The following is a 26,434-nucleotide window of genomic DNA, read 5'->3' on the forward strand; positions in this document are numbered from 1 at the left end:
TGTTTGGCTCTAGCTCGCGAGCCTTTTAATAGGCTCTCTAGAGAAAACGCCGGGCTCGCCCGGCGTTTTCTTTTATTAGCCGAAGACGCGGAAGCGCTCGGCGTCGTCCATGAAGGTCTTCTCGGGGAAGTCACCCTCGTTGGAGCCGAAGGGCATCTGGGCGCGCAGGTGCCAGGTGTCGGGCAGCTGCCACTCGGCGGCGGCCAGGGCGTCGGGCAGCGGATTGTAGTGCTGCAGGCTGGCGCCGATGCCGGCGTTGGCCAGGGCCGTCCAGACCGAGAACTGGGCGATGCCGCTGGCCTGTTCCGACCAGATGGGGAAGTTGTCGGCGTAGGAGGGATACTGGTCCTGCAGCGCGGCGACAACGTGGCGGTCCTCATAGAACAGCACGGTACCGGCACCGGCGGCGAAGCTGTTGATCTTGCCCTCGGTGGGGGCGAAGGACTCGGCCGGCACGATCTGCCGCAGGGCCTGCATGACGAAGCCCCAGAACTTCTCGCTCTCGGCGCCGAACAGGATCACCGCGCGCGAGCTCTGGGAATTGAAGGCGGAGGGCGACAGCTTGACCGCGTCCTGGATCAGCGTGGTGACCTGGTCCTGGGCCAGCGGCAGGTTCTTGCCCAAGGCGTACTGGCTACGACGGCGCTTGATGGTGTCGATAAAGGCGTTGCTCATCGGAAGGCTCCTGCAGAGGTCGGAGATCGAGAGACCGCGCGCCAGGGCGCAAGGTGCCCGATCGATCATGAAACCTCTGCAGCATAGCGAGCCAGCCGCGCGCCAACGGACGAAAAAACCGAACGCTGGCAGCGAATTTTCCTATCTATCGCCGTGATCGCTCAGGGTTTGCTCTGGATCACGCCCGCATCGAAGGCATTGACCTGCTGCTTGAACGCCGCGTTGTTGATGGGCTGCGCCAGATTGCCAGTGGCGGACACACTCCCACTGGAGACCCCGCCACGATTGGCACCCGGTGCCCCCTGGGCGGGCGCCGCGGACGGACCATTGTTACTGTTGCGCCCCTCGATGGCCTGCAGGGCCTTCTTGGTCAGCACGATGATGTCGATGCGCCGGTTCACCGGGTTGAGCGGATGCTCACGATCAAAAGGCGCGGAAGCCGCATAGCCGACGATCCGGGCTACCTGCTCGTCCGGATAACCACCGGCTTCCAGGGCGCGCCGCGCCGCGTTGGCCCGACCGGCGGACAGCTCCCAATTGCTGAAATCGCCCTTGCCGACGTAACGCGCGGCATCGGTATGGCCACTGATGCTGATCTTGTTCGGTACCTGGCGAATGGTGTCGGCCATGGCCAGCAGGATGTCCTCGAAATACGGCTTCAGCCGCGGGCTGCCCGAGTCGAACATCGAGCGATTATCGGCATCGACGATCTGGATGCGCAGGCCGTCCTGGGTGATTTCCATCAGGATCTGGTCCTTGAACTTCTGCAGTTCCGGATTCTCCTTGATCTTGTTCTGCAACTCCTGCAGCAGCAGCTCCAGGCGCTGCTTCTCGACCTGCTCGGCGATCTTCTCCGCCTGGCTGGCATCCATCTTCTGGGCCTGGCTCGGATCCTTGTTCTGATCCTTCTGCGCCGCCGCATTCGGTTGGCGATCCGGTGAGGTGTCCGGGGACTGGGTCGGATCGGGCTGCACCCGGTTGGACTCGTTGGGATCGGCACGCTCCTGCATGTCCGGGTTGACCTTGTTCTGGGTCGAATCCGGCTGTGCCTGGATCTCGGGATTCAGGGTCCGGTCAGGTGCGGGCGTCGGGGTGCCACCCAGGTCGATGACATAGGGACTGGCGCTTTCGGTGAAGCCGATCGGGTCCTGGAAGTAGCCGGCGATGGCCTTCTTCTGCTCCGGCGTGGCCGAAGACATCAGCCAGAGCACCAGGAAGAACGCCATCATGGCGGTAGCGAAGTCGGCGAAAGCGATCTTCCAGGCGCCGCCGTGGTGACCGGCGGCGCTCTTCTTGACGCGCTTGACGATAATCGGCTGGTTGTTGTCCATCAGCTGCCCCGCATCGCCTGCTCGAGTTCACTGAAGGAGGGGCGATGCGCCGGGAACAGCACCTTGCGGCCGAACTCCACGGCGACGGTGGGCGGCATGCCGCTGGCGGCGGCCACCAGGCAGGCCTTGATGGCCTCCAGCACGTTGAGTTCTTCCTTGGCATCGTGCTCGAGGCAGGTCGCCAGCGGACCGAAGAAGCCATAGGCCGCAAGAATACCGAGGAAGGTCCCCACCAGGGCCGCACCGACGTGGCCGCCGATGGCTGCCTGGTCGCCCTCGCCGAGCATGCCCATGGTGATCACGATACCCAGTACCGCGGCGACGATCCCGAAGCCGGGCAGGCCGTCGGCGACCCGCGACACGGCATGGGAGGGGTGCTCCAGCTCTTCCTTGATGCCGGCCAGCTCCATGTCGAACAGGCCTTCCAGCTCGTGGGGCGCCATGTTGCCGGACGACATCAGCCGCAGGTAGTCGGCGATGTAGGCGGTCATCTGCTCGTCTTTGATGATGTTCGGATACTTGCTGAAGATCGGACTGGCCTTGGGATCTTCCACGTCCGCTTCGATGGACATCATGCCCTCGCGGCGACTCTTGTTGAGGATTTCGTAGAGCAGCTTGAGCACGTCCATGTAGAACGCATGGGTGAAGCGATTGCCGAACATCTTCAGCGACTTCTTGAACACCTGCATGAAGGTGCTGCCCGGGTTGGCCTGCAAGAAAGCGCCCAACGCCGCGCCGCCGATGATCAGCACCTCGAGCGGCTGGATGATCGCGGCGATCTTGCCATGCGCGAGGATGTAGCCGCCGAGGACAGCCGCGAATATCACGATGATGCCGATGATTTTTGCCATGGTTGGGAATACTGTGTGCGCTAGAGGAAAGTAAACCGGGGGGATACAGCCTTCACGCCCCCTTTATCGGACCTGGTGTCCGGGACTGAAGGCCTTTCATCACATTTCAAGGCAGCCCGTCGTATGTCCAGCCGCCCGAACAACCTAGAGGAATGGGTCAAGCTCCTGGAGGGTGTGCGTTTACCTATCGCGATCACCACCCAGGAGCGACTGAGGCGCAGTCTAGCCGACGGACGGTTGGCCTTGCATGAGATTGCCGAAAGGCTCTGCGAGTCACCTCCGCTGGCCTTGGCGCTCTTGCGCGAGGCCAATCGGGGCCACACCAGCCTTGGCGATCCCGCGGCCAGTCTCGAGGCGGCGCTCGGGCGCGTCGGGCTGGGCCCGGCGGAATACCTGGTCGCGCGCCAGCCCTCAATGCCCGAGGACAGCCTGCCACTGCCACTACGCCAGCTGTGCCTGGTCAGTCAGCACGCCATGACCCTGGGCCTGGGCCTGTTCGGTGTACCCCTGGCACGACTGTGGCCGGATATCCGCCTGGCCTCCCTGCTCTTTCTGGCGCCGCTCTGGCCGCTGATCACCCGCTACCCGGAATTGTTCGAGGAATGGGAGCGCCGGGTACTAGCCGAAGGCGAACCGGCGCCGAAAGTCGAGCGCGACCTGCTGGGCGTATCGGCCGTGCGCCTCTGCGAGGCGCTGGCGCGCCATTGGCAGCTACCAGACTGGATCGTGGATGGCTATCGCCTGCTGGACCAGGATCGCCGGCAACTGGTCAAGGCGTTGCATATCGCCCACGCCGACGACCCGCTCGAACAACAACAACGCCTCGACGAAGATCCCGATCTGCGCCGTTGGCTGACCCACCCGGGCAACACCATTCTGTTGGCCAACGGTCTCGCCCTGGCCAGCCACCAGGGCTGGGACGGTCCCCACACCCTGCGTTGGCAGCGTTTCAGCGCCCTCTATCTGCAATTGCCGCTGGCGCGGGTGCAGAGTCGCAGCCACGAATTGGCGGTACAGGACGCCCAGCGCCATGCCCGCCCCGGCCTCTGGCACCCCGCCGAGGGGCTGCTCTGGCCGCCGGGCGAGCGACGCCTGCGGCCGGTCCCCAAAGTTCAGGTGGCCGCTGAAAGCCAGGCGCAGCGTTGGCGCGGCCTGTGCGAGCAGATGCTGCACACGCCCAGCGCCTTCGCTACCCTGCCGCAGCTGTTCGACTGCGCGCGCCAGGCCCTGGTGGCCTGCGGCCTGCCGCGCCTGCTCTTGCTCACACCCGACCGCAACGGCCAGAAGGGCAACGTCCAGCTGCACCACGGACTGGACGAAGCCGTCGGTCTACAACTGGAGATCGCCAACCAGCCGCTCCTGGCCAAGCTGTTCGGCAGCCCCGGCCAACTGCGTATCGACGCAACCAACCGGGCGCGCTTCGCGCCGCACCTGCCCAAGGATCTGCGGCGACTGTTCGCCAACGAACGCCTCTGGCTGCGCAGCTTGGGCTTCGGCGAGCGGGTGGTCCTGCTGGCCGTGCTGGATAGCGAGCTGGAGCCGGCCGACCCCCGCCGCACCGCAGCCCTGGACAAGACCTTCACCTGCATCGAGCGGGCCATCGGTACCTTCGCCAATCGCCCCAGAGCACGGCCGACCTGACGTCTGGCTACTAACCTCGGTACACTTGATCCTCTTCGGACCGACGGGAAATCCGCAATGCCCTTTTCCGCCCTGCCCCTGGTGATCGAACCCGCCGATCTCGCGGCGCGTCTGGACGCGCCCGAGCTAATTCTGGTGGACCTCAGCAGTGCCGCCCACTATGCCGAAGGGCATCTACCCGGTGCGCGCCACGTCGCGCCCGCCCGGACCCAATTGGGGACCAAGCCGGCGCCCGGCCTGCTACCCGCCCAGGCGGACCTGGAGCAGCTGTTCGGCGAATTGGGCCAGCGTCCCGAGGCCGTCTACGTGGTCTATGACGACGAGGGCGGCGGCTGGGCCGGTCGGTTCATCTGGCTGCTGGACGTCATCGGCCACGCCAACTATCACTATCTCAACGGCGGCCGCCAGGGCTGGATCGCCGCCGGCCTGCCGCTGGTGACCGACGTCTCCGCCCCGGTAGGCGCCCCCGTTGCCTTGACCCTCCACGACGAGCCCACCGCCACCCGCGCCTACCTGCAGAGCCGGCTGGGCGCCGAGGACCTGGCGATCTGGGACGCCCGCGGCGCCGACGAATACCGCGGCGAAAAGGTACTGACCGCGCGCGGCGGCCACATCCCCGGGGCGATCAACTTCGAATGGACGGCGGGCATGGATCGCGAGCGCCAATTGCGCATCCGCGAGGACCTGGCCGCCGAACTCGAACGCCTGGGCATCACCCGGGACAAGGAAATCGTCACCCACTGCCAGACCCACCACCGATCCGGCTTCACCTATCTTGCGGCCAAGGCCCTGGGCTACCCGCGGGTGAAGGCCTATGCCGGCTCCTGGGGCGAATGGGGCAATCACCCCGACACGCCCATCGAATGATCGCCAAGGACACGTTATGAAAGTGCAAGATCGACTGTTCATCCTGGCCCAGCACCTGCTGCCCCACCACCTGCTGTCACGGGTGATCGGCGGCTTCGCCGAGTGCCACGCCCCCTGGTTCAAGAACCGGCTGATCCGTTGGTTCGTGCGCCATTACGATGTGGACATGCGCCAGGCACTTGTGGAAGAGCCCACCGCCTACGAGAACTTCAACGCCTTCTTCACCCGCGCCCTCAAAGCCGATGCCCGGCCACTGCCGGCCGAGCCCGGCGTGGTGGTCAGCCCCAGCGATGGCGCCATCAGCCAGCTCGGGCGCATCGAGCACGGGCGCATCTTCCAGGCCAAGGGCCACAGCTACAGTCTGCTGGAACTGCTCGGCGGCGACGGCCTGCGTGCCGCACCCTTCATGGGCGGCAGCTTCGCCACCATCTACCTATCGCCCAAGGACTATCACCGGGTGCACATGCCGCTCACCGGTACCCTCAAGGAAATGATCTACGTGCCCGGGCGGATCTTCTCGGTCAACCAGCTCACCGCCGAGAACGTACCCGAGCTGTTCGCCCGCAACGAGCGGGTGGTCTGCATCTTCGACACCGCCGTGGGCCCCATGGCCGTCATCCTGGTCGGCGCCATGATCGTCGCCAGCATCGAGACGGTCTGGGCCGGCCTGGTCACGCCGCCCAAGCGTGAACTCAAGACCTTCGCCTACGACGAAGCGGCCCGTGCCCCCATCGAACTGCGTACCGGGGACGAGCTGGGCCGCTTCAAGCTGGGCTCCACCGCCATCGTGCTGTTCGGACCCGACGCGGTGAACTGGTCCGCTGAACTCGGCGCCCTGTCGACCGTCAACATGGGGCAATTGCTCGGGGTGCCGGCCGTGCCAGCCCCCTTGACCACCGTTACCGAGCCGGAGCCTCTCGCCTAAGATGCGCGGTTCATTGCCCATCGAAACAGGAGTACGGGCGGCACATGGATAGCAAAAGGCCACAGCTCATGTTGCGGGTCCCGACGCCCGATCAACGCAGCCTGACGTTCTGTGACGCCACGCCAGCCGGCCTGAAACGCTGGCTGGACCAGTTGCCGCGCGCCAAGCTGGGCGAATTCGCGCGGCTGCTCTACCAAGGCCTGCTCGAACTCAATCGCCTGATCCTGACACCGGAAGCGCGCCTGCGCCTGCTCGAAGCCCTACGCCCGGACGTGCAGCGCGTCTGCCAGCAACTCGAGCGCCATGTGTTCAACCAGGCCATAGTGCTCGACGAGCGCTCGCGCAAGGTCGCCAATCTCTGTCAGGCACTGCAGAACCTGCTGGCCGCCGGCTACAAGCTGATCGTGGTCGAGGAAAGCGAGCGCGGCGAACGCAACACCCTGCTGGCTACCGCCATCCAGCGCGCGCTACGCGCCCTGTTCGGTCCGCTGATCAGGGCCGCGCAACTCTACACCCCTGTGCACGACAACCTGTGGCTGGAGCTGCACCAGCTCTATCGCCTCGCCGTCACCAGCGGCCTGCACACCCAGAAGATCCGTGACGAACTCCTGCCCGGTGACGGCAACCAGACCATCACCCAAGCCTACAGCGCCGCCCTGCTGTTCGGCGCCGCGCGCTGCAATCAACTGCGCCAGAGCCATATCGCCCAGTTGACCCTGCATCTGGATGACTGGGCCGGCCTGGTTCGCCTGCAGGGACCGGAGCAGACCGGCACCCTGATGGTGGTGGCGCCCCAGATCGATGCGCCGCCACGCTATCGCTCGCTGCTGCGCGAAGCCAACCTCAGCGGTCTGCTGGGCCTCGCCCCGCAGGCGCTGGTGCAGGCCATCGAAGACTATCTGGCCCTGGCTCCGGAGCAGCGACCGCGCGCGCGCCTGCCGGTGCATGGCGATCTGTCCCTCGATCTCTTGCAACACCTGGTCGGCGCCTGGGGCCAGGAGGCGGATCGTGCCTTCCAGCGCATGCCCGGCAACGGCCAGGTGCAGGTCTGCATCGGCATGAGTGCCCTGCACTATCAGCTCGCGGGTGGCCAGGCCTTCGCCGAGACGCTGCAACAGGCCGCGGCCCAGGTACCGGAACCCTTCGCGCCCAAGCCCAAGGAAGATGTCTGGTCGCTCGCCTTCGATGCCGATACGCGCACCTCGGACACCTTGGAGTGGGATGCTGGCGCGCTGGAAGAAATCCACTACGACGTCCTGCCAGGCGAGGGCGATTCCGCCAGCCCCGCCTTTCCGATCCATAACGTACAGGTGGTCAACCACAGTCCGGGCGGCTATTGCCTGAGCTGGAGCGGCGAGGTGCCCGAACAACTGCAGGCGGGTGAATTGCTCGGTGTGAAACTGCCCGAGGACCACAATTGGGGACCCGCCGTGGTGCGCTGGGTCCGCCAGGTACCCGGCAGCGGCACCCAGATGGGCGTCGAATTGCTGGCTCCCACCGCCCGCCCCTGCGGCTTGCAACTGCTGCGCAAGGCAGAACAGAACAGCCAATACCTGCGCGCCCTGCTGCTGCCCGAGATCAAGGCCATCGACCAGGCCCCGACGCTGATCGCACCGCGCCTGCCCTTCCAGGAAGGCAGCAAGGTGCAGATCAATCAGCAAGGCGTCGAGCAGCGCGGCATGCTGGATCGGCGCCGCAGCATGACCGTGAGTTTCAGCGTGTTCGAATATCACCTGCTGGAGCAGGCCAGCGCGCAACCGGCCGGCTCGCCGTCCGGCAGTGGTGGGGGACGCCAGGAGGAAGACTTTGACTCCCTGTGGAAGTCTCTGTAGCTTCAATGGATTGTCGTTATCGCCAAGGTGCGAGTAGACCATGGCTGCCGAATACAGTGCGATCCGTCTGTTGCTGCTCGAAACATCGCAGAACGAGGCGGAGCGCCTGGTCAGCCTCTTCCGCAATGCCGGTCGCGCAGCGCGGGCCCACCGCCTCGCTGACCCTGCCGGACTCGATGAGCTCCTGAGCCAACATTGGGACCTCGTCATCCTCGCGCCCGCGGCAGAGGATTTTGACACCCAGGCCGCCCTGAAACGTCTGCGCATGCGGGCGCCCCAGCTCGCGGTGATCCAGCGCGTACCGCCCGCCGATCCCGAAGCGGTGGTGAACGCCCTGCGCCAGGGTGCGCGGGATGCCATCGCCAGCGACAATGACGAACACCTGCTGCTGGCCTGTCTGCGTGAACTGGGCAATCAGGCCGAACGCCAGGAATGTCGCCGTCTGACCCAGGCGCTGGCCGAGGCGGAACAGCGCTGCCAACTCCTGCTGGCCAATGCGGTAGACGCGGTCGCCTACGTTCACGACGGCATGCACATCCATGTCAACTCGGCCTATGTGGAGCTGCTCGGCTACCCCTCCGCCGACGACCTGGAGATCACCCCGCTGATGGACCTGATCGCCGCGGCCGACCAGCCGGCGTTGCGCGATGCCTTCCGCCAATTGCGCGACGATCCCAATGCCCGCGAATTGAGCTGCCAGTGCGTCCGTCACGATGGCAGCCTGCTGGCGGCCCAGTTGCGCCTGACCCCGGCAATCTACCTCGACGAGCCTTGCGTACAGCTGCAAGTCCGCGAGGAGCGCGTCATCGACGTCTCCTTCGAGGAACAGCTACGCGAGGTGCGCTTCCAGGACACCCTGACCGGCCTGATCAATCGGGGCCGCATGCTCGAACTGCTCGAAGAGGCCCTGGAAAGCGCGCGACTCGGGACTCCGGCCAGCTTCGCCTACCTGACCATAGACCGTTATCCGACGTTGCTGGCGGAACTCGGCATCGGCGCCATGGATGAATTGCTGGTGACCCTGGCGGAACGCCTGCGCGAGCATTTCGGCACCCTGGTGACCCTGGCACGCTTCGCCGACGACGCCTTCGCCGCCCTGCTGCCCCAGCCCGCCGACACGACCCTGGACAACGCCTTCGAGCGGCTGCTCGGCCGCCAGGAACGCCAAGCGCTGACAGTTGCGGGGCGTGCTTTGGTCGTCAGCTATTCCATTGGCGTGGTCGCGCTGGACAGCCACGCCAAGAGCGCCGGTGATCTGGTGGACCGCGCCCACCGGTGCGCACGTCAGGTCGCCCAGCGCGGCGGCAACGCCAGCAAGCGCTACGATCCGGCGGAAGAACTGGCCGCCGCCGCCAACCGTGGCAACCTCGTCGCCATGGTCAAGCAGGCCTTGCAGCAAAACAGCTTCCGCTTGCTGTTCCAGCCGGTGATCGGCCTGCGCGGTGGCAGCTACGAGTACTACGAGGTGCTGCTGCGGCTGATCAATCCCCAGGGCGAGGAAGTCTCACCGACCGAATTCGCCCTTACCGCCCGCGACAGCGGCCTGAGCGGCCAGATCGATCGCTGGGTGATCCACCAGGCCGTGCGGCAGCTGGGCGAACACCGCGCCCGCGGCTATGGTACGCGCATCTTCGTCCACCTATCCGGCGCCACGCTGGGCGATCTGGAGTTACTGTCCTGGTTGGACAAGACGCTGCAGACCCAGGGCCTGGAGGCCGAGGCGGTGATCTTCCAATTGGCCGAGGAAGAGGTGCTGGCCAATCCAGAGCAGGCCCTGGCCATGGTCCAGCGCCTACGGCGCCAGGGCCACCAGATCACCTTCAGCGGTTTCGCCGGCAGCGCGCAGCCGCTGGCGGCGCTACGCCTGGTGGTGCCGGACTACGTCAAGCTGTCCAGCACGCTGATCAAGGATCTGGCGCAGCCCGAACACCAGGCCCGCCTCAAGGCCCTGGTCGCCGAGCTGAGCGAGCAGAACGTCCTGGCCATCGCCCCCTTCGTCGAAAGCGCCAGTGTCCTGGCGCAGCTGTGGCAGGTCGGGGTGCACTTCATCCAGGGCTACTACCTGCAGGAGCCCAGCCAGGCGATGGACTACGAATTCCAGGCCGAGTAGCGGCGATATGGCGATCCTGACTGACCGCAGGAGCCACTACCTTATCGCGACCATGGGCCGCTCTTACAGGCTCGATGTAACCGTAGGAGCGGCCCATGGCCGCGATAAGGCGTTTCAGCCGCGGGTGTGGCGGTCTTCCACACCCAATAGATAGAGCACGCCATCGAGCCCCAGCACGCTCACCGACTGCCGGGCCGACTGGCGTACCAGCGGCTTGGCGCGAAAAGCCACGCCAAGACCAGCCAGGGCCAGCATCGGCAGGTCATTGGCACCGTCACCCACGGCGATGGTCTGGTCGAGTTCCAGGCCTTCGCGGCTGGCCAGCTCGCGCAGCAGGTCCGCCTTGCGTTGGGCGTCGACGATGGGCTCCACAGCCCGACCGGTCACCTTGCCCTCGACGATCTCCAGTTCGTTGGCATAGACGTAGTCGATGCCCAGCCGCGCCTGCACCTGACGGGCGAAATAGGTGAAGCCACCGGAGAGAATGGCGGTCTTGTAGCCCAGGCGTTTCAATTCGGCGAACAGCCGCTCGGCGCCCTCGGTCAGGCGCAGCTGGGCACCGATATCCGCGAGTACCTCTTCCGACAGCCCCTGCAGCAGCGCCATGCGCTCGGTGAAACTGGCGCGGAAGTCGATCTCGCCGCGCATGGCGCGCTCGGTGATGGCCGCCACCCGCTCGCCGATGCCGGCCGCCTTGGCCAGTTCGTCGATGACCTCCGCCTGGATCAGGGTGCTGTCCATGTCGAACACCGCCAGCCGACGATGCTGGCGCTGCAGATCGTCGGGCTGCCAGCCGAGATCGGCCCGGCCCTCCTGGGCCAGGGCCAGCAGCGCCGCGCGAAACGCTTCGGCATCGCGCGGCTCGCCAGTGACGCTCAGCTCCAACGCAGCGCGCTCGGTGGCGCCCGGCTCGCTCAGGGTACGCACGGCCTGGATGGTCAAGCCCTGCTGGGCACAGAGTTCAGCCACGGGCGCCAACGGCAGGTCCGCCAGGCAGCGGCCCATCAACGTCAGCACGTGCGGCTGGCCAGGTTCCGCCGCCGGCTGCACCAGGGGCGCGACCTGCAAGCCTAACGCCTGCAGCGCCGCGGCCAAGGGTTCACCGGCTGCGGCCGGACTGACCAGCAAGGTCAGACTCGTCTCCGCGCCCAAGCCGCGCTGTTGCAGGGCTTCCAGGCGGGCGCCGACCGCCGCCAGGGTCTGCTGGAGGGCCGCCAGTCCGCCGGCGGGCAGCCTACCCATGGCCTGGAGTCCGATAACGTCTTGCATGGCGATCCCCTTGACGAAAAGCGCGCAGTCTACCTTTTCGCTCGAGCGGTGCCGAGCCGTGGCCGCCGGCTGGCGGCGGGAGCCCACCGCCGGCCTCTTTTGCGGGCAAGGACCCGCATTCGCCGTTTTCGCCCCCCCACCCGCTGGTTATACTTGCCGCACACTTTTTATCCAAAGAAACGATTTCTGTGACCCGCCCCGCGACCGTCAAGCCCGATAATTTCTTCCTGCTGATCTACCGAGCCCTGCGCCAGCGTCGTGTGCCGGTGGCCTTGCGCATCGTTTCCCACAGTCTGCTCCTGGTCGCCGCCGCCCTGGTGATCTATGCCGGCATTATGAGCGTGCAATTCCGCCATGCCATGCAGCAGCAGGCCGACGCCGTCGGCCAGAGCCTGGTGACCCAGACCGCCAACTCCGCCGCCGAATTGCTGGTGGCCAACGACAACCTCAGCCTCAACGTGCTGCTGAGCAATCTGGCGCGCAATCCGCTGGTCGCCCATGCCGCGGTCTACAGCCCCGACAACCGGGTGCTGGCCGAATCCGGCACCCGCCCGAGCCAGGGTCTGCTGACCGCCACCGACGGCATCTACAGCACGCCGATCCGCTTCCAGGATGTCACCGCCGGTCAGGTCCGCCTGGCGCTGGACATGAATCAGTTCCAGCAGCCGATGATGATCAGCCTGCAGAACATGGGCCTGCTCGGCCTCATCCTCCTGGCGCTGACGCTGATCCTCAGCCTGCGCCTGGGTCGGCAGCTGTCCACTCCGCTGCTGGAGCTGCGCGTCTGGCTACGGGATCCCGACGATCCGGCGCCGGGCGCCGGGCGCCTCGACGAACTGGGCGACCTCGCGCGCCAGCTGCAGAGCCGGCTGGTACCGCCCAAGCCGCCCAAGGCGGAAACCGCCGAAGACGACGATCCCTTCGCCGATGAGCAGGGTGGCCTCAGCGTCAAGCCGCCGCCCGCGCGCAAGGCCGCCAGCGCCAAGCCGGCCGCCCGCAAGCCGGTCGCGGCGGCGCAGCCGGAAGCTGACGAACTGGACGCCGACGCCTTCGCCGACCTGGTCCCCGACTCCTTCACCGAACCGCCGGCCACCCCGGCTCCGGCGATACCCACCGAGCCCGACATCGTCACCTCCGCCGTATTGGCGATCCAGCTCGGTGCCCAGGACCAGCTCAGCCGGCTGCCACGCAGTCGCCTCGAACAGTTGCTCGAACGCTATCGCGACTGCCTACAGCAGGCTACCGAGCTCTACGACGGGGAATTGCACACGCTCAAGGACGGCGGTAGCCTGATCCTCTTCCACGAGCGCAGCGATGACGACGACTACCTGACTCGCGCCCTCTGCTGCGGCGAGATCATGCGTGCCCTGGGTCACGCCCTGCAGGTGGAAGTGGTCGGCAGCGGTGCAACCCTGCAGCTGCAGTTGGGTCTGACCCAAGGCGAACGACTCGCTGGCCTGGAGCTTGCCCAATTGCTGGACAACACCACCGTACGCAATGCCCAGGCGCTGAGCCGCCACAGTCGCAACCTGCTGCTGGTCGAGCAGAGCATCGCCGAGGACGAACTGCTGCGTAAGCGCGCCCGTATCCGCACCATCGCCAGCCCGGCCGGTGCCAGCTGCGTGGAGCGCCTTCTGGAACCCTACTCCGCGACGCTGGAGCGTCATCTGGTCCGGCTCGAGGCGCGTTAAAGCGCCCGCCGGACCCCACCTATGCGCGCCCTCCTGCTCCGTCTCGCCTTCGCCGCTCTCCTGCTGGTGGCCTCTGTCACCCAGGCGGCGCCCAACGTGAGCACCGTGAGGCTGCCCGATGGCGGGATCTACACCGGCGAGATCGTCAGTGGCCTGCTCAACGGCAGCGGTCGCATCGAATGGCCCAACGGCAACTGGCTCAAGGGCCGCTTCAAGGACGGCCTGGCCGAGGGACCCGGCGAACAGCAATTCGCCGACGGCACCTACTACCAGGGCACCTTCCGCCGCGGCCTCTATCATGGCCAGGGCAATCTGATCAGCAGCAGCGGCTGGGAATATCACGGCAGCTTCGTCAACGGCCGCATGCAGGGCCAAGGCTCCAAGCTCGACAGCGACGGCACCCAGACCATCGGCACCTTCAACGACGGCCACCTCAATGGCGTCGGCCAATGGCAGGAACCGGGTGGCGACCGCTACGACGGCGAATTCGTCGACGACCAGTTCGAGGGAGCCGGTGTCTATCGCAGCGCTGGCGGCGATCTCTGGCGTGGCCGTTTCTCCGCTGGCGAGCTGACCGGCAATGGTGAATTCGTCGGCGACGACGGTAGCCAGTACCACGGCGGCTTCCGCAACTGGAAATTCGACGGCCCAGGCGTGCTCACCAACAACGATGGCAGCGTCTACCGGGGCAATTTCGCCGACGGCGTCTACGCCGGCATGGGCGTGCTGACCCGCGTCGACGGTCAAGTCGAACGCGGTCTCTGGGAAGGCGGCAAGCGCATCCGCGATGATCAGGGCCAGTACATCGCCGATCCCCTGGAGCTCACCTTGCTCGACGAGGGCAAGATACTGGACCGGGAACTGCAACAGGTCCCGGCCTCCACGCCCGCCCCCGAACTCTACGGCCTGGTCCTGGCCGGCGATGGCAACCAGGGTGTGTTCCAGCGCGAAGCCAACTACGTCGCCAACTTCATGACCACCACCTGGGGCGCGCGTGACGTCATTCGCCTGATCAACGCCAAGAACTTCCGCAGCGATCACCCACTGGCCACCCGCGAGAATCTCTACCAGAGCATCCAGACCCTGGCCCAGCGCACCGGTCCGGAAGACCTCATCGTCCTCTACCTGACCAGCCACGGCTCGGCGGACCACCAATTGGTGCTCGACCAACCCGGGCTGGATCTCTCCAGCCTGCCGGCGGCGGAACTCGGGCGCCTGCTCGCGCCCCTGCGCGGCCGGGATAAGGTGGTCATCGTCTCCAGTTGCTACAGTGGCGGCTTCATCCCCCAACTGCAGGACGACCACACCATGGTGATCACCGCCTCCAAGGCCGATCGCACGTCCTTCGGCTGTACCGACGAAGCCGACTTCACCTATTTCGGCCGTGCCCTGTTCGGCGAAGCCTTCCAGCACACCGACGATCCCGAGCAGGCCTTCCAGCGCGCCCGCGAAACCGTCGCCGTACGCGAGAAGGCCGAGGGTTTCGATCCTTCCGAGCCGCAGATCTGGGCCCCGCCCGCCGTGCTGCAGAAATGGCGCGCCTGGCGCGCGAGTCGCTGAGTGCCACTCTTGCCAGTGCCCCTGACGAACAACCGGAACGCCTGCGGTCCAATTCGGCATGAGCGGCCGCCGCTACCTAGGAGAGCCCCGTGTACCTGACGCCCCAGCATGCCCTCATCGCCGGCGCCACTGGCCTGACCGGTGAACACCTGCTCGATCGTCTCCTCAACGAGCCGACGGTACCGCGGGTGTTGGCCCCGACGCGCCGCCCGCTGGCGGAACACGCCCGCCTGGACAACCCGGTCGGCGATCTCAACAGCCTGCTACCCACGCTGCAGGGCCCGCTGGACGTGGCCTTCTGTTGCCTGGGCACGACCCTGAAGCAGGCCGGGTCCGAAGCGGCCTTTCGCGCGGTGGACTTCGGCCTGCCGCTGGCGGTGGGCCAACGCGCCCTGGAACTGGGTGCCCGCCACTACGTGGTAGTCAGCGCCATCGGTGCCGATCCGCAGTCCTCGATCTTCTACAACAGGGTCAAGGGTGAACTGGAGGAGGCCTTGCGTGGCCAAGGCTGGACACAATTGACCCTGGCGCGGCCATCCCTGCTGATCGGTCAGCGCCAGGAAGAGCGATTGGGTGAACGCCTCGCCGCGCCCCTGTCGCAATGGCTACCGGGCAAATGGCATGGTATCGAAGCCACGGTCCTGGCCCGCGCACTGTGGCGCCTGGCCCTGGAAGAAAGCCAGGGCGTCCGGGTGGTGGAGTCGGACGAATTGCGCAAGCTGGGGCGCTGAAGGCTCACGCGACGCCGCCGAAACGAAACCACAGCGCGGCCGCTCCTACGGACCACTGTAGGTTGGGTTGAGCGCAGCGAAGCCCCAACATTCCTCGGGTGCCGGCAATGTTGGGCTTCGACGATAGAGCCGTCTCAACCCAACCTACGCCCCGTCGCCGCCATGGCCGCGATCCTTTCTGGATACACCCGCGCCGATATCGCGAGCGCAACCAGGCAATGTCCCTCGTTCTTACGCCGGCCTTGCCAGCACCATCTGATCGGCTTCCTGCACCAGCCAATCATGCAGGGCGCGCAGCCGTGGATCAGCCAGGGCGCCCTGGGCATAGAGCAGCATGTATCTCTTCTGCGCCGGCACCGCACGGCCGAACGGCGGAATCACCAGCACGCCACGCGCCAGTTCGTCGGTGATCAGGGCGCGCCGGGCGATGGCCACGCCCATGCCGGCAATGGCCGCCTCGATGGTCAGGTGATTGCGATTGAAGGTGTGCCCGCGCCGGACATCCAAGGCGGGTGCGCCGATGCTGGCGAGGTAGAACTCCCACTCGGCGTATTCATAGCTGCCGCGCCAGGCGGTGATGTCGTGCAGCAGCGGATAGAACTCCAGATCCTCCGCGCGCTCCAGCGGCGGTCGCCCCTGCAGCAGGCCCGGCGCACAGACCGGAAAGATCTCTTCTTCCATCAACGGTGTCGAGGCCAGCCCGGGATAGCTGCCGTCGTTGAGGTCGATGGCCAGATCGAATTCACCCTCGCGCAGCGACCAGCTGCTGTCTTCGGCCACCAGCCGCAACTGCAGGTCCGGAAAGCGCTCCTGCAGCAGCGGCAAACGCGGCGTCAGCCATTTGCCGAGGAACGAGGGAATCGACCTGAGCCGCACCACCCCGCCGAATTGCCCGGCATTGAGCCGCCGCAACTCGGCGTCGATCAGCCCATAGGCCTGATTCAGGGTGGTCGCCAACCGCTGCCCCTCGGCGGTCAGTTCCAGGCCGCGGGCCACGCGATGGAACAGCTTGAAGCCCAGGCGCTCTTCCAGCTGGCGCATCTGCTGGCTGATGGCCCCCGGCGTCACATGCAGCTCTTCGGCGCAGCGCGTGAAGGAGAGATGTCGGGCGGCGCAGGCGAAGACCTGCAGCCAAGCCTGGGTTTGGGCGTTGAGGATCCGGCTCATCGATGAGTTCCGCTAAAGGATCGCTTAGAAGCTTTCGTTTGTGCGAGAGGGCGGCTAATCACCACTATGAGCCATCCGCCGGCACCCTGTCTGGCGCCCATTCAAGCTCACCTTGGGATTATCGTCATGGCCATCAGCGTCTTCGACCTGTTCAAAATCGGCGTGGGTCCGTCCAGCTCCCATACCGTGGGACCGATGCGGGCCGGTGCCCTCTTCGCCCAGCGCCTGGTCGACGAAGGCCTGCTGGAGCAGGTCAAGCGCGTCGAGGTGCGCCTTTACGGCTCGCTGTCGGCTACCGGCGTCGGCCATGGCACCGATCGCGCCACCCTGATCGGCCTGATGGGCGAATGGCCGGACCGGGTCGACCCCGCCGCCGTGGAACCGCGAATCGAAGTCCTGCGCAACGAGCGCAAGCTAATGCTCGCCGGTACCCAGCCGATCAATTTCGATTGGCAGGAAGACATGCTGCTGCTGGACGAGAACCTGCCCTACCACCCCAATGCCATGACCCTGACTGCCTTTGGCGCCACCGGTGAAGTGGCCGAAGCCACCTACTACTCCGTCGGCGGCGGCTTCGTGGTGGACGCCGAGCAGGCCGCCAGCGGCGTACTGGACAGCGACACCACCGAATTGCCCTACGAATTCTCCAGCGGCGCCGAGCTGCTGCACCTGTGCCGCAGCCATGGCCTGGGCGTAGCCGAACTGATGCTGGCGAACGAAAAGAGCTGGCGCTCCGAGGAAGAGATCCGCAGTGGTCTGTTGCGCATCTGGAACGTCATGCGCGAGTGCGTCGATAACGGCCTGCGCAACGAAGGCATCCTGCCCGGTGGCCTCAAGGTACGTCGGCGCGCCGCACGCCTGCACCAGAGTCTGCAGGCCATCGGCAAGCCCAACGTCATCGGCTCCACCCTTTCCGCCATGGAATGGGTCAACCTCTTCGCCCTGGCGGTGAACGAGGAAAACGCCGCCGGCGGACGCATGGTCACCGCCCCCACCAACGGTGCGGCCGGCATCATCCCGGCGGTGCTGATGTACTACATGAAATTCAACCCCGACGCCTGCGACGACGACGTGGTGCGCTTCATGCTCGCCGCCGCCGCCGTTGGCATCCTGTGCAAGAAGAACGCTTCCATCTCAGGGGCCGAAGTAGGCTGCCAGGGTGAAGTCGGTTCGGCCTGCGCCATGGCCGCCGCCGGCCTCGCTGAGGTGCTGGGGGCCAGCCCCGCGCAGCTGGAAAACGCCGCCGAAATCGGCCTGGAACACAACCTGGGCCTGACCTGCGACCCAGTAGGTGGGCTGGTGCAGGTGCCCTGCATCGAGCGCAACGCCATCGCCGCGGTCAAGGCGATCAACGCCGCCCAGATGGCGCTACGGGGCGACGGCGAACACTTCATCTCCCTCGACCAGGTGATCCGCACCATGAAGGAAACCGGCGCGGACATGCACGACAAATACAAGGAAACCTCGCGCGGCGGCCTGGCGGTTACCTTCGTGGAGTGTTGAGTCGGTCTTGACGAAAGCGGAGCGGATTGTCGAGAGTCGGGCTTTGCCATCAAAGGAATGCCCATGAGCCTCGAATCCGTCCGCCAGCATCTCGCCCTTATCGCGCCTGACCTCGAGGTCGTCGAGGCGCAGACCAGTACTGCGACCGTAGCCCTGGCTGCAGCGGCTCATGGCGTGGAGCCGGGACGGATCGCCAAGACCCTGGGTTTGAAGGTGGGCGATCAGCAACTGCTGCTGGTCGCACGGGGCGATGCCCGGCTGGATAACCGCAAGCTGAAGGCGACCTTCGGTGGCAAGGCCAAGCTGCTCGATGCCGCCACCGTGGAAGGCCTTACCGGGCACCCGGTGGGGGGTGTCTGCCCCTTCGGACTGGCCACGCCGCTGCCGGTCTATTGCGATGTGTCCATCAAGGCCTTCGACGAGGTGCTACCGGCGGCGGGCGCCACCCATAGCATGGTGCGCCTCACGCCGGAGCGGCTGGCGGCCCTGACCGAGGCGCGCTGGGTGGATGTCTGCGAATTGAGCGATCAGCGCAGCTGATCGTTCTTCTCCACGTCGCGGCGGTCCTTGTTCAGGACGACGCAGGCGTAGTAGCCACTGCCGAGCAGGATGAGTGCGAGCAGGCTGAAGAGAATCATGAAGATACCATCGTCCATGGCTGCCTCCGTGGGATGCCAGAAAGGGATGGATAAAGCTTAGGCTTCCGGGCGCCAGTGTTACAGCAGCAGGTAGACACATGAAAAACCGGATCAGATGGCCGGTGCCTCGCTATAGTGAGGGTCTCCCCTGCCCCGGCCCCGCATGAAGCGCTACGAGAAATTCGCCGACCAGCTCGCCACCCTGATGACCACCGGCGTCCTCACGCCCGGTGAACGCCTGCCGTCGGTACGCAGCGCCAGCCGGACCCATGGCATCAGCCCGTCCACGGTGTTCCAGGCCTATTACCTGCTGGAAAGTCGCGGGCTGATCGAGGCGCGGGAACGTTCCGGCTATTTCGTCCGCGAACCCGCGCGGTCGCACGACGCGGCACCAGTGCTGGCGCCGCTGGAAGGCACCGAGGTGGCGGTGAGCGACCTGGTGTACTCGGTGCTGCAATCCTTGCAGGACCCGGACATCGTGCCCTTCGGCTCGGCCTTTCCCAGCCCGGATCTCTTTCCCCTGGCACGGTTGGCCCGCAGCATGGCCCATGGCCTGCGCGACCTGCCCGCCCACGACCTTACCGCCTACGTCACCCCCGGGCACCCCGAGCTGCGCCGACAGATCGCCCGGCGCTATGGCCTGGCCGGGATGCCCGACGTCGGTGAAGAACTGGTGATCACCCATGGCGCTCTGGAAGCCCTCAACCTGGGGCTGCAGAGCCTGACCCGGCCCGGCGATCTGGTGGCGGTGGAAAGCCCGGCCTTCTACGCCAGTCTGCAGGTGCTGGAGCGGCTGCAACTCAAGGCGGTGGAGATTCCGGTCGATCCCGAACGCGGCCTGAACGTGGATGCCTTGGCAGAGGCCCTTGGCCGTCTGCCGATCAAGGCCTGCTGGTTCATGAGCGGCCTGCAGAATCCCACCGGAGTCAGTCTCGACGACCGCGCCCAGCAGCGACTCTACGGCCTGCTGCAACGCCATCAGGTGCCACTGCTGGAAGACGACGTCTACGCCGAACTCTACAGCGGCAGCGAACCGCATCGACCGATCAAGCGCTTCGACAGCGAAGGCCTGGTGCTGCACTGCGGCTCCTTTTCCAAGTGCCTGGCGCCCGGCTACCGCATCGGCTGGATCGCCGCCGGACGCCAGGCCGGCGCCGTCGCCCGGCTGCGCCTGATGACCACCATCACCCCCTCGATGCCGGCCCAGGCCGCCCTGGCGGATTATCTGCAGCACGGTGGCTACGATCGCCATCTGCGCCGGCTGCGGCTGGCTCTCGACCGCCAGCGCCAGGCCATGCTGGCTGCGGCGCGCCGCTATTTTCCCGCGGAAACCAGGATCAGCCGGCCCCAGGGCGGTTACTTCCTTTGGTTCGAGCTGCCCGCTCAGGTGGACAGCCTGGCGCTCTATCGTCAGGCCCTGGCCGAGGGCATCAGCCTGGCGCCGGGGCCGATCTTTTCCGCGCAGCAGGGCTTTCGCCACTGCATCAGACTCAATTGCGGGCCCCCCTGGGACGCGCGCAGCGAGGCGGCCATGGCCACGCTCGGTGAGTTGCTGAAGGCGTTCTAGAGGCCGCCCCGCACGCTGCCACGTCCACCAATGGCGGCCGGCAGGGACAGCGGTAGCAGCAGGGTGTCGAGCAGGGCGCTGCCAGGCAGATCCAGCGCCGGCCAAGCCGGGGCTTCGGCGCCGAAGCGCTCTTGGGCGCAGCAACCGCCCTGCAGGGCATAGAGATCCAGCCGGGTACCGGCATAGACCACCGGCGCACCGGGCTTGGCCGCGTCCAGGGTGCGCGCCGTGGCGCAGCCGCCGAGGGCCAGGACGGCCATCAGCAGCAGGCCGAGGCGCGAGGCCTTAGTCATCGTTGCCGGACAGGTGATGTTCGCCCCAGCGCGGCAGCATGTCCTGGGGGATGCCCAGGGTGTTGAGGATGCGCGCTACCACGAAGTCCACCAGATCGTCGAGGGTCTGCGGCTGGTGGTAGAAGCCAGGCGAGGCCGGCAGGATGGTCACCCCCAGGTTGGACAGCTTGAGCATGTTTTCCAGGTGGATGCTGGAAAACGGCGACTCGCGCGGCACCAGGATCAGTTGCCGGCGCTCCTTGAGGGCCACGTCGGCGGCGCGCTCGATGAGGTTGTTGCTGGCCCCGGTGGCGATGGCCGAAAGGGTGCCGGTGGAACAGGGGCAGACCACCATGGCCGCAGGGGCACTGGAGCCGGAGGCTGGCGGCGCCATCCAGTCGCTTTGGCCGAATACCCGCACCTGGCCGGGGGCCGCGCCGGTGTATTCAGTCAGAAAGGCCTGCATGGCCTGGGGCTTGGGCGGCAGAACCACGTCGGTCTCGGTGGCCATCACCAGCTGTGCGGCCTTGGAGATGAGGAAGTGCACCTCGCGCTCTTCCTGCACCAGGCAGTCCAGCAGGCGCAGGCCGTACTGGGAGCCGGAGGCGCCGGTCAGCGCCAGGGTGATACGTTCCGGGCCGGCCATCATGCCTGCCCCAGGGCAGCGGCCAGCTTGCCATGCAGGCCGCCGAACCCGCCGTTACTCATGATCACCACATGGGTGGGTCCGTCCAGCTCGGCCTTGACGCGTTCGATGATGGCCTCCAGGGAGTTACAGACCACGGCGGGCACGGCGCAGGCCTCAGCGGTCCCGGCCAGGTCCCAGCCCAGATTCGGCGGGGCGTACCAGACCACGCTGTCGGCACCGGTAACGCTGTCCGGCAGACCGTCACGATGGGCGCCCAGCTTCATGGAATTCGAGCGCGGTTCGATCACGGCGATGATGCGCTCGCGGCCGACCCGGGCGCGCAGCCCCTGCAGGGTGGTGGCAATGGCGGTCGGGTGGTGGGCGAAATCGTCGTAGACGGTCACGCCCTTCACCTCGGCGACCTTCTCCATGCGCCGCTTCACGCTGCGGAATGAGCTCAGGGCGGCGACGCCCAGGCTCGGCACCACGCCCACGTGACGGGCCGCGGCCAGGGTGGCCAGGGCATTGGCCACGTTGTGCTGGCCGGTCAGCTCCCAGGCCACGGTGCCCTGGACTTCACCAGCGAACAGCACCTCGAAGCGCGAGCCGTCCTCGGCCAGCAGGCGCGCCTGCCATTGGCCGCCTTCACCAGTGGTCTGCACCGGGGTCCAGCAGCCCATCTGCAGCACCCGCACGAGAGCGGTCTCGGCAGTGGGATGGATGATCAGACCGCTGCTAGGGATGGTCCGCACCAGGTGATGGAATTGCCGCTCGATGGCTGCCAAATCCGGGAAGATGTCCGCGTGATCGTATTCCAGGTTGTTGAGGATGGTGGTGCGCGGCCGGTAGTGGACGAACTTGGATCTCTTGTCGAAGAAGGCGCTGTCGTATTCGTCGGCTTCCACCACGAAGAAGGGCGTACCACCCAGGCGCGCGGAAATGCCGAAATTCTGCGGCACCCCACCGATGAGAAAGCCCGGACTCATGCCGGCGTGCTCCAGCACCCAGGCCAGCATGCTGGTGGTGGTGGTCTTGCCATGGGTCCCGGCCACTGCCAGCACCCAACGGCCCTGCAGCACATGCTCGGCCAGCCACTGGGGGCCGGAGACATAGGGCAGCCCCTTGTCCAGCACGTATTCCACCGCCGGATTGCCGCGCGACAGGGCGTTGCCGATCACCAGCAGGTCCGGCGCGGGGTCGAGTTGCGCCGGATCGTAGCCCTGGGTCAGCTCGATGCCCTGGGCTTCCAGCTGGGTGCTCATAGGCGGATAGACGTTGGCATCGGAGCCAGTCACGCGATGGCCGGCTTCCTTGGCCAGCACCGCGAGCGACCCCATGAAGGTGCCGCAGATACCGAGGATGTGGATGTGCATGACAGGTGGGCTCCGCTACAGAATTGAACGGCGGCAAGGTTAGCACGGGGGGCCAGAGTGCCGGCGCGCTAGCCGTCGCGGATGCTCCCGTGTAACGGTCGCGAAGTCGCCACGAACTTCGATTAGAGTGCGATAAGCATCACGGCTCTCCGGATGCCTTTGCATCTTCGTCGGTACGTTCGCCTTAACGACAATTACAAGAGGTCGACCATGCTCAAACGCCTGCTGATCACTGCAGCAACCCTTTCTTTCGCCGGACTCGCCTTCGCTGCGGCGCCAGTCAAGGTCGCCGACACCGCCCTGGGCAAGGTGCTCGTCGACAGCCAAGGCATGACGCTCTATACCTTTACCAAGGACAGCGCGGGCAAGTCCGCCTGCAATGGCGGCTGCGCCCAGAATTGGCCGCCGCTCAAGGCCGAAGCCGGTGCCAAGGCCGGCGATGGCTACAGCCTGGTGACCCGCGACGACGGTAGCCAGCAGTGGGCCTATCAGGGCAAGCCGCTCTACACCTGGGTCAAGGACAGCAAGCCGGGCAATACCACCGGCGAGGGCGTCAATCAGGTGTGGCACGTAGCCAAGCCCTGACGATGAGGCGCTGTTCTGCGGAGTAGGGCAGCGCCTTATCTGCCATTTAGATTATTATTTTATAATCATTCACTTTTAATGATACTTGAGATTTTCTAGGCTAGCGGCATTCCTTTTCAGGAGCCCTGCCATGGCCTTCCCCACTGCCTTCGTCCTACCGCGGGACCGCAGACCCTTCAGCCAGCTTGACCGCCCTCTGGAGGTCATCCGCCAGTTCACTCCCAATTGGTTCGCCGTGACCATGGGTACCGGCATCCTGGCTCTCGCCCTGGCGGCCTTCCCCCTGCCGCTTCCCGGACTGCGCCAGGTCGCCGAGGGCCTCTGGCTGCTCAACGCGCTGCTGTTCACCCTGTTCGCCGGGCTCTATGTCGCCCGCTGGCTGCTATTCTTCGACGAAGCCCGGCAGGTGTTCGCCCACGCCACGGTGTCCATGTTCTTCGGCACCATCCCCATGGGCCTGGCGACGCTGATCAATGGGCTGTTGCTGTTCGGCCTGCCGCGCTGGGGTGAAGCGGTGGTGCCCCTGGCCCTCGGCCTCTGGTGGCTGGATGCGGCCATGGCGCTGGCCTGCGGGGTGTTGATTCCCTATCTGATGTTCACTCGCCAGGAGCACCGCATCGACCAGATGACCGCCGTCTGGCTACTGCCCGTGGTGGCTGCGGAAGTCGCCGCCGCCAGTGGCGGGCTGCTGGTCCCGCACCTGGCGGCTGGCGAGCAATTCACGGTGCTCATCGCCAGCTATGTGCTGTGGGCCTACTCGGTGCCCGTCGCCCTGAGTCTGCTGGTGATCCTGCTGCTGCGCCTGGCGCTGCACAAGTTGCCGCCGGCCAGCATGGCGGCGTCGAGCTGGCTGGCGCTCGGGCCAATCGGCACCGGTGCCCTGGGCCTACTGGTGCTGGGCACCGATGCGCCAGCGGTGTTGGCCGCCCACGGCCTGGCGGTGGTCGGCGAGGTCGCCAAGGGCCTGGGACTGCTGGGCGCCGTGTTGCTCTGGGGATTGGGTCTCTGGTGGTTGGCGCTCGCGCTGCTGATCACCGGGCGCTATGCCCGCCAGGGGATGCCTTTCAACCTGGGCTGGTGGGGGTTCACCTTTCCCCTGGGGGTCTATGCGCTGACCACCCTGCGCCTGGGCGAGGCCCTGGCGGCGCCTTTCTTCACCGGCCTGGGCGCCGTACTGGTGGTGGCGCTGGTCCTGCTGTGGACCCTGGTGGCCAGCCGTACCCTAGCGGGTGCCTACCGGGGCAGTCTGTTCGTCTCGCCTTGCATCGCCCACCTTTGTCCGAAGATGGCGCACTAGTCCTGCGGGCGCTGCAGGCCGTGCTGATGCAGCCACCGATAGAGGGTGTTGCGACTCACTCCGAGCCGCTTGGCCGCCCGGGTCATCTGCCAGTGGCAATCCTCCAGCACCGCGCGCAGCTCCTCCCGGGCACTGTCGACTGGTGCGGCGCCGGACGGAACGCGCGGCGTGGCAGTACGACAATCCGCCGGTAGGTCATCCAGACCTATATAGCCATCCTCATTCAGGGCCACCAGGGTGCGCAACACGGTCCGCAGTTGGCGGACGTTGCCGGGCCAGGGCTGGGCCAGCAGGCAGGCGCGCGCCGCGGGATCGAGGTGGATGGGCTCACCCCGTGCCTCTTCGGCCAGCAATTGGTCGAGCAGCACGCCACGGTCGCTGCGGTCGCGTAGCGCCGGCAGGGTCACCACCAGGCCACGCAGGCGATAGTAGAGGTCTTCGCGAAAGCTGCCGGCCGCCACCAGGGCCTCCAGGTCGTGGTGGCTGGCGCTGATCAGCCGCAGGTCCAGGGCCCGCGGGGCACCGCCGCCGAGAGGAACCACCTGACGTTCTTCCAGCACCCGCAACAGACGCGTTTGCAGTACCAGCGGCATGTCGCCGATCTCGTCGAGGAAGAGGATGCCGCCATCGGCCTGCTGCAGCTTGCCGGCCATGCCTTCCTTGCGCGCCCCGGTGAAGCTGCCGCCGCGATAGCCGAACAGCTCGCTCTCGATCAGGGTTTCCGGAATGGCCGCGCAGTTGAGGGCGACGAAGGCCTTACCGGCGCGACTGCTGGCGCGGTGCAGGGCGCTGGCGAAGGCTTCCTTGCCGGTACCGGTCTCGCCGTGCAGCAGCACCGGCACGTCCCGTTCGAGCACCTTGAGTGCCCGGGCGAAGTCCCGCGCCAGTGCCGGATCAGCCAGGCAGATACCGCTGGAGGGCGGCGTCTTGGGTACCACTTCCGGGGTGACCGGACGCACCTGAGGCCCACGAACCAGGCCATGGAAGCTCTGCCCCTGGCGTCCGCGCAGCGCCCAACAGGCGCTGGGTTGCGGTCGGGCGCGCTCCAGCAATTCGTCCAGTCGCAGCTCGAACAGACTCGCCATCCCCTGCCCCACTACCGCCGCGCGGGCCAGGCCGAGCAGCATCAGGGCGGTCTCGTTGGCGGCGCAGATCCGGCCCTCGCCGTCGAAGGCCAGCAGCCCCTCGCTGAGCAACCCGACATAGGCCGCCTGGGCATGGAAGCGCAGCAGATAGCCATCGGCGTAGCGGTCGAGGAAATAGCAGCTCTCGATCAGCTTGGCCGAGAGATTGACCAGCGCCATGGTGTGGAACTGGCCCTGGCGCGAGGCTTCCTGGCGCGCGGTGGAGACGTCCAGTACCGCCAGCAGCTCGCCCGCCGGATCGAATACCGGACTGGCCGAGCAGGTCAGTTGGGTGTGGCGACTACGGAAGTGTTCGTCGCGATGGATGGTCAGCGCCTGCCGCTCCACCACGCAGGTGCCGATGCCGTTGGTGCCTTCGCAGGCCTCGCTCCAGTCGGCGCCCAGCCAGAGGCCGGCCTGCTGGAAGATGCCGCGCTCGGCCTCGGCGGTCACGCAGTCGAGGATCAGGCCACGGGCATCGGTGAGCAGCACGGCATGGCCGGCACCGCCGAGTTGCTGGTGCAGCGAATTCATCTGGCCGCGGGCGATCTGCAGGACCCGCTGCTGGCGCTCGCGATGCTCGTCGAAACGGGCACGCTCCAGCACCCAGGGCGCCATTCGGGCAGCCGGGTCCAACTGGTGCTCATCGAGACAGCGCCGCCAGGAGCGGGCGATGGCCGGATCGCTGGCCGGGCCGTCGAGGACGGCGCCGCGGGCGAGTTCGAGCACCTGGCTGGCATGACGATCGGACGGGGTGGCGGGCATTGTAATTATCCTCCGCGGGGGCGTCTGCGGCC

The 26,434-nt window shown here is 66.5% G+C and carries 23 protein-coding genes; 13 read left to right on the forward strand and 10 right to left on the reverse strand.

Annotated elements, in window-relative coordinates; translation table 11 throughout:
• Positions 1–75 precede the first annotated feature (75 nt).
• The 3 genes from CCZ28_RS13565 to motA form a co-directional block, all read right to left on the reverse strand.
• Positions 76–675 (reverse strand): nitroreductase family protein, encoded by a 600-nt coding sequence (locus CCZ28_RS13565; RefSeq protein ID WP_140218824.1) that lies wholly within the window; start codon positions 673–675, stop codon positions 76–78.
• A gap of 161 nt (positions 676–836) precedes the next feature.
• A complete protein-coding gene (locus CCZ28_RS13570; protein WP_140218826.1) occupies positions 837–2,006 on the reverse strand; it encodes a flagellar motor protein MotB in 1,170 nt (389 codons plus the stop codon).
• Positions 2,006–2,857 (reverse strand): flagellar motor stator protein MotA, encoded by an 852-nt coding sequence (gene motA, locus CCZ28_RS13575; RefSeq protein WP_058760791.1) that lies wholly within the window; start codon positions 2,855–2,857, stop codon positions 2,006–2,008. The genes CCZ28_RS13570 and motA overlap by 1 nt, the downstream gene beginning before the upstream one ends.
• Before the next feature lie 123 nt (positions 2,858–2,980).
• Between motA and CCZ28_RS13580 the strand changes: the two genes are divergently transcribed.
• From CCZ28_RS13580 to CCZ28_RS13600, 5 genes are all read left to right on the forward strand, one after another.
• Positions 2,981–4,498 (forward strand): HDOD domain-containing protein, encoded by a 1,518-nt coding sequence (locus tag CCZ28_RS13580; protein WP_140218828.1) that lies wholly within the window; start codon positions 2,981–2,983, stop codon positions 4,496–4,498.
• Between the two features lie 57 nt (positions 4,499–4,555).
• Positions 4,556–5,365 carry a rhodanese-like domain-containing protein gene (locus CCZ28_RS13585; RefSeq protein ID WP_140218830.1) on the forward strand — a complete coding sequence of 270 codons (810 nt, stop codon included), beginning with the start codon at positions 4,556–4,558 and terminating at the stop codon, positions 5,363–5,365.
• A gap of 16 nt (positions 5,366–5,381) precedes the next feature.
• Positions 5,382–6,290: an archaetidylserine decarboxylase gene (gene asd / locus CCZ28_RS13590; protein ID WP_140218832.1), complete on the forward strand. Its 909-nt coding sequence runs from the start codon at positions 5,382–5,384 to the stop codon at positions 6,288–6,290.
• Positions 6,291–6,358: 68 nt separating this feature from the next.
• Positions 6,359–8,122 carry a molecular chaperone gene (locus CCZ28_RS13595; protein WP_140218834.1) on the forward strand — a complete coding sequence of 588 codons (1,764 nt, stop codon included), beginning with the start codon at positions 6,359–6,361 and terminating at the stop codon, positions 8,120–8,122.
• Positions 8,123–8,162: 40 nt separating this feature from the next.
• Positions 8,163–10,232, forward strand: coding sequence for a GGDEF domain-containing phosphodiesterase (locus tag CCZ28_RS13600; RefSeq protein ID WP_140218836.1), 2,070 nt, complete (start codon positions 8,163–8,165; stop codon positions 10,230–10,232).
• A 114-nt stretch (positions 10,233–10,346) separates the two neighbouring features.
• Here the strand turns inward: CCZ28_RS13600 and serB are convergent, their stop codons facing one another.
• Positions 10,347–11,501, reverse strand: a complete 1,155-nt coding sequence (serB, locus tag CCZ28_RS13605; RefSeq protein WP_140218838.1) for a phosphoserine phosphatase SerB — start codon at positions 11,499–11,501, stop codon at positions 10,347–10,349.
• Positions 11,502–11,689: 188 nt separating this feature from the next.
• Between serB and CCZ28_RS13610 the strand changes: the two genes are divergently transcribed.
• From CCZ28_RS13610 to CCZ28_RS13620, 3 genes are all read left to right on the forward strand, one after another.
• Positions 11,690–13,192 (forward strand): AhpA/YtjB family protein, encoded by a 1,503-nt coding sequence (locus CCZ28_RS13610; RefSeq protein WP_140218840.1) that lies wholly within the window; start codon positions 11,690–11,692, stop codon positions 13,190–13,192.
• A 21-nt stretch (positions 13,193–13,213) separates the two neighbouring features.
• On the forward strand, positions 13,214–14,752 hold the full coding sequence (locus CCZ28_RS13615) for a C13 family peptidase (protein ID WP_140218842.1): 1,539 nt from the start codon (positions 13,214–13,216) through the stop codon (positions 14,750–14,752).
• Positions 14,753–14,841: 89 nt separating this feature from the next.
• Positions 14,842–15,483, forward strand: a complete 642-nt coding sequence (locus CCZ28_RS13620) for an oxidoreductase (RefSeq protein ID WP_140218844.1) — start codon at positions 14,842–14,844, stop codon at positions 15,481–15,483.
• 231 nt (positions 15,484–15,714) lie between these two features.
• Here the strand turns inward: CCZ28_RS13620 and CCZ28_RS13625 are convergent, their stop codons facing one another.
• Complete coding sequence (locus CCZ28_RS13625; RefSeq protein ID WP_140218846.1) at positions 15,715–16,650, reverse strand: LysR substrate-binding domain-containing protein; 936 nt, start codon at positions 16,648–16,650, stop codon at positions 15,715–15,717.
• A 126-nt stretch (positions 16,651–16,776) separates the two neighbouring features.
• On the opposite strand from CCZ28_RS13625, the gene CCZ28_RS13630 reads away from it, so the two are divergent.
• Entirely contained in the window at positions 16,777–18,153 is a 1,377-nt protein-coding gene (locus tag CCZ28_RS13630) for an L-serine ammonia-lyase (RefSeq protein WP_140218848.1), read from the forward strand.
• Positions 18,154–18,216: 63 nt separating this feature from the next.
• Entirely contained in the window at positions 18,217–18,693 is a 477-nt protein-coding gene (locus CCZ28_RS13635) for a YbaK/EbsC family protein (protein WP_140218850.1), read from the forward strand.
• On the opposite strand, the gene CCZ28_RS24840 is transcribed toward CCZ28_RS13635, so the two are convergent.
• Positions 18,681–18,809, reverse strand: coding sequence for a hypothetical protein (locus CCZ28_RS24840; RefSeq protein ID WP_276613492.1), 129 nt, complete (start codon positions 18,807–18,809; stop codon positions 18,681–18,683). The two genes, CCZ28_RS13635 and CCZ28_RS24840, sit on opposite strands and share 13 nt — an antisense overlap.
• Before the next feature lie 145 nt (positions 18,810–18,954).
• On the opposite strand from CCZ28_RS24840, the gene CCZ28_RS13640 reads away from it, so the two are divergent.
• On the forward strand, positions 18,955–20,358 hold the full coding sequence (locus CCZ28_RS13640) for a PLP-dependent aminotransferase family protein (protein WP_140218852.1): 1,404 nt from the start codon (positions 18,955–18,957) through the stop codon (positions 20,356–20,358).
• Here the strand turns inward: CCZ28_RS13640 and CCZ28_RS13645 are convergent.
• From CCZ28_RS13645 to mpl, 3 genes are read right to left on the reverse strand one after another with little or no spacing between them, the layout of a single operon-like run.
• Positions 20,355–20,651: a YceK/YidQ family lipoprotein gene (locus CCZ28_RS13645; protein ID WP_140218854.1), complete on the reverse strand. Its 297-nt coding sequence runs from the start codon at positions 20,649–20,651 to the stop codon at positions 20,355–20,357. The genes CCZ28_RS13640 and CCZ28_RS13645 overlap by 4 nt on opposite strands.
• On the reverse strand, positions 20,644–21,276 hold the full coding sequence (ubiX, locus tag CCZ28_RS13650; RefSeq protein WP_007161189.1) for a flavin prenyltransferase UbiX: 633 nt from the start codon (positions 21,274–21,276) through the stop codon (positions 20,644–20,646). Before ubiX ends, CCZ28_RS13645 begins: the two co-directional genes overlap by 8 nt.
• Entirely contained in the window at positions 21,276–22,631 is a 1,356-nt protein-coding gene (gene mpl / locus CCZ28_RS13655) for a UDP-N-acetylmuramate:L-alanyl-gamma-D-glutamyl-meso-diaminopimelate ligase (RefSeq protein ID WP_140218856.1), read from the reverse strand. Before mpl ends, ubiX begins: the two co-directional genes overlap by 1 nt.
• 210 nt (positions 22,632–22,841) lie before the next feature.
• Here mpl and CCZ28_RS13660 point away from each other — a divergent pair, with 210 nt between their 5' ends.
• Together CCZ28_RS13660 and CCZ28_RS13665 are read left to right on the forward strand one after the other, a co-directional pair.
• A complete protein-coding gene (locus tag CCZ28_RS13660) occupies positions 22,842–23,216 on the forward strand; it encodes a COG4315 family predicted lipoprotein (RefSeq protein ID WP_140218858.1) in 375 nt (124 codons plus the stop codon).
• 130 nt (positions 23,217–23,346) lie between these two features.
• On the forward strand, positions 23,347–24,513 hold the full coding sequence (locus CCZ28_RS13665; protein ID WP_140218860.1) for a C4-dicarboxylate ABC transporter: 1,167 nt from the start codon (positions 23,347–23,349) through the stop codon (positions 24,511–24,513).
• On the opposite strand, the gene CCZ28_RS13670 is transcribed toward CCZ28_RS13665, so the two are convergent.
• Positions 24,510–26,402 carry a sigma-54-dependent Fis family transcriptional regulator gene (locus CCZ28_RS13670; RefSeq protein WP_140218862.1) on the reverse strand — a complete coding sequence of 631 codons (1,893 nt, stop codon included), beginning with the start codon at positions 26,400–26,402 and terminating at the stop codon, positions 24,510–24,512. The genes CCZ28_RS13665 and CCZ28_RS13670 overlap by 4 nt on opposite strands.
• Between the last annotated feature and the right edge of the window lie 32 nt (positions 26,403–26,434).

This window comes from Pseudomonas oryzihabitans, from assembly GCF_006384975.1.
GTDB classification, from domain to species: Bacteria; Pseudomonadota; Gammaproteobacteria; order Pseudomonadales; family Pseudomonadaceae; genus Chryseomonas; species Chryseomonas psychrotolerans_B.

Coding starts and splice junctions, on each gene's coding strand:
- CCZ28_RS13585 (WP_140218830.1), top strand. CDS start 4,556: ATGCCCTTTTCCGCCCTGCCCCTGGTGATCGAACCCGCCGATCTCGCG.
- ubiX (WP_007161189.1), bottom strand. CDS start 21,276: ATGGCCGGCCCGGAACGTATCACCCTGGCGCTGACCGGCGCCTCCGGC.
- CCZ28_RS13600 (WP_140218836.1), top strand. CDS start 8,163: ATGGCTGCCGAATACAGTGCGATCCGTCTGTTGCTGCTCGAAACATCG.
- CCZ28_RS13570 (WP_140218826.1), bottom strand. CDS start 2,006: ATGGACAACAACCAGCCGATTATCGTCAAGCGCGTCAAGAAGAGCGCC.
- CCZ28_RS24840 (WP_276613492.1), bottom strand. CDS start 18,809: ATGGACGATGGTATCTTCATGATTCTCTTCAGCCTGCTCGCACTCATC.
- CCZ28_RS13615 (WP_140218842.1), top strand. CDS start 13,214: ATGCGCGCCCTCCTGCTCCGTCTCGCCTTCGCCGCTCTCCTGCTGGTG.
- CCZ28_RS13670 (WP_140218862.1), bottom strand. CDS start 26,402: ATGCCCGCCACCCCGTCCGATCGTCATGCCAGCCAGGTGCTCGAACTC.
- mpl (WP_140218856.1), bottom strand. CDS start 22,631: ATGCACATCCACATCCTCGGTATCTGCGGCACCTTCATGGGGTCGCTC.
- CCZ28_RS13595 (WP_140218834.1), top strand. CDS start 6,359: ATGTTGCGGGTCCCGACGCCCGATCAACGCAGCCTGACGTTCTGTGAC.
- CCZ28_RS13635 (WP_140218850.1), top strand. CDS start 18,217: ATGAGCCTCGAATCCGTCCGCCAGCATCTCGCCCTTATCGCGCCTGAC.
- CCZ28_RS13645 (WP_140218854.1), bottom strand. CDS start 20,651: ATGACTAAGGCCTCGCGCCTCGGCCTGCTGCTGATGGCCGTCCTGGCC.
- CCZ28_RS13565 (WP_140218824.1), bottom strand. CDS start 675: ATGAGCAACGCCTTTATCGACACCATCAAGCGCCGTCGTAGCCAGTAC.
- serB (WP_140218838.1), bottom strand. CDS start 11,501: ATGCAAGACGTTATCGGACTCCAGGCCATGGGTAGGCTGCCCGCCGGC.
- CCZ28_RS13665 (WP_140218860.1), top strand. CDS start 23,347: ATGGCCTTCCCCACTGCCTTCGTCCTACCGCGGGACCGCAGACCCTTC.
- CCZ28_RS13580 (WP_140218828.1), top strand. CDS start 2,981: ATGTCCAGCCGCCCGAACAACCTAGAGGAATGGGTCAAGCTCCTGGAG.
- CCZ28_RS13640 (WP_140218852.1), top strand. CDS start 18,955: ATGAAGCGCTACGAGAAATTCGCCGACCAGCTCGCCACCCTGATGACC.
- asd (WP_140218832.1), top strand. CDS start 5,382: ATGAAAGTGCAAGATCGACTGTTCATCCTGGCCCAGCACCTGCTGCCC.
- CCZ28_RS13630 (WP_140218848.1), top strand. CDS start 16,777: ATGGCCATCAGCGTCTTCGACCTGTTCAAAATCGGCGTGGGTCCGTCC.
- motA (WP_058760791.1), bottom strand. CDS start 2,857: ATGGCAAAAATCATCGGCATCATCGTGATATTCGCGGCTGTCCTCGGC.
- CCZ28_RS13660 (WP_140218858.1), top strand. CDS start 22,842: ATGCTCAAACGCCTGCTGATCACTGCAGCAACCCTTTCTTTCGCCGGA.
- CCZ28_RS13625 (WP_140218846.1), bottom strand. CDS start 16,650: ATGAGCCGGATCCTCAACGCCCAAACCCAGGCTTGGCTGCAGGTCTTC.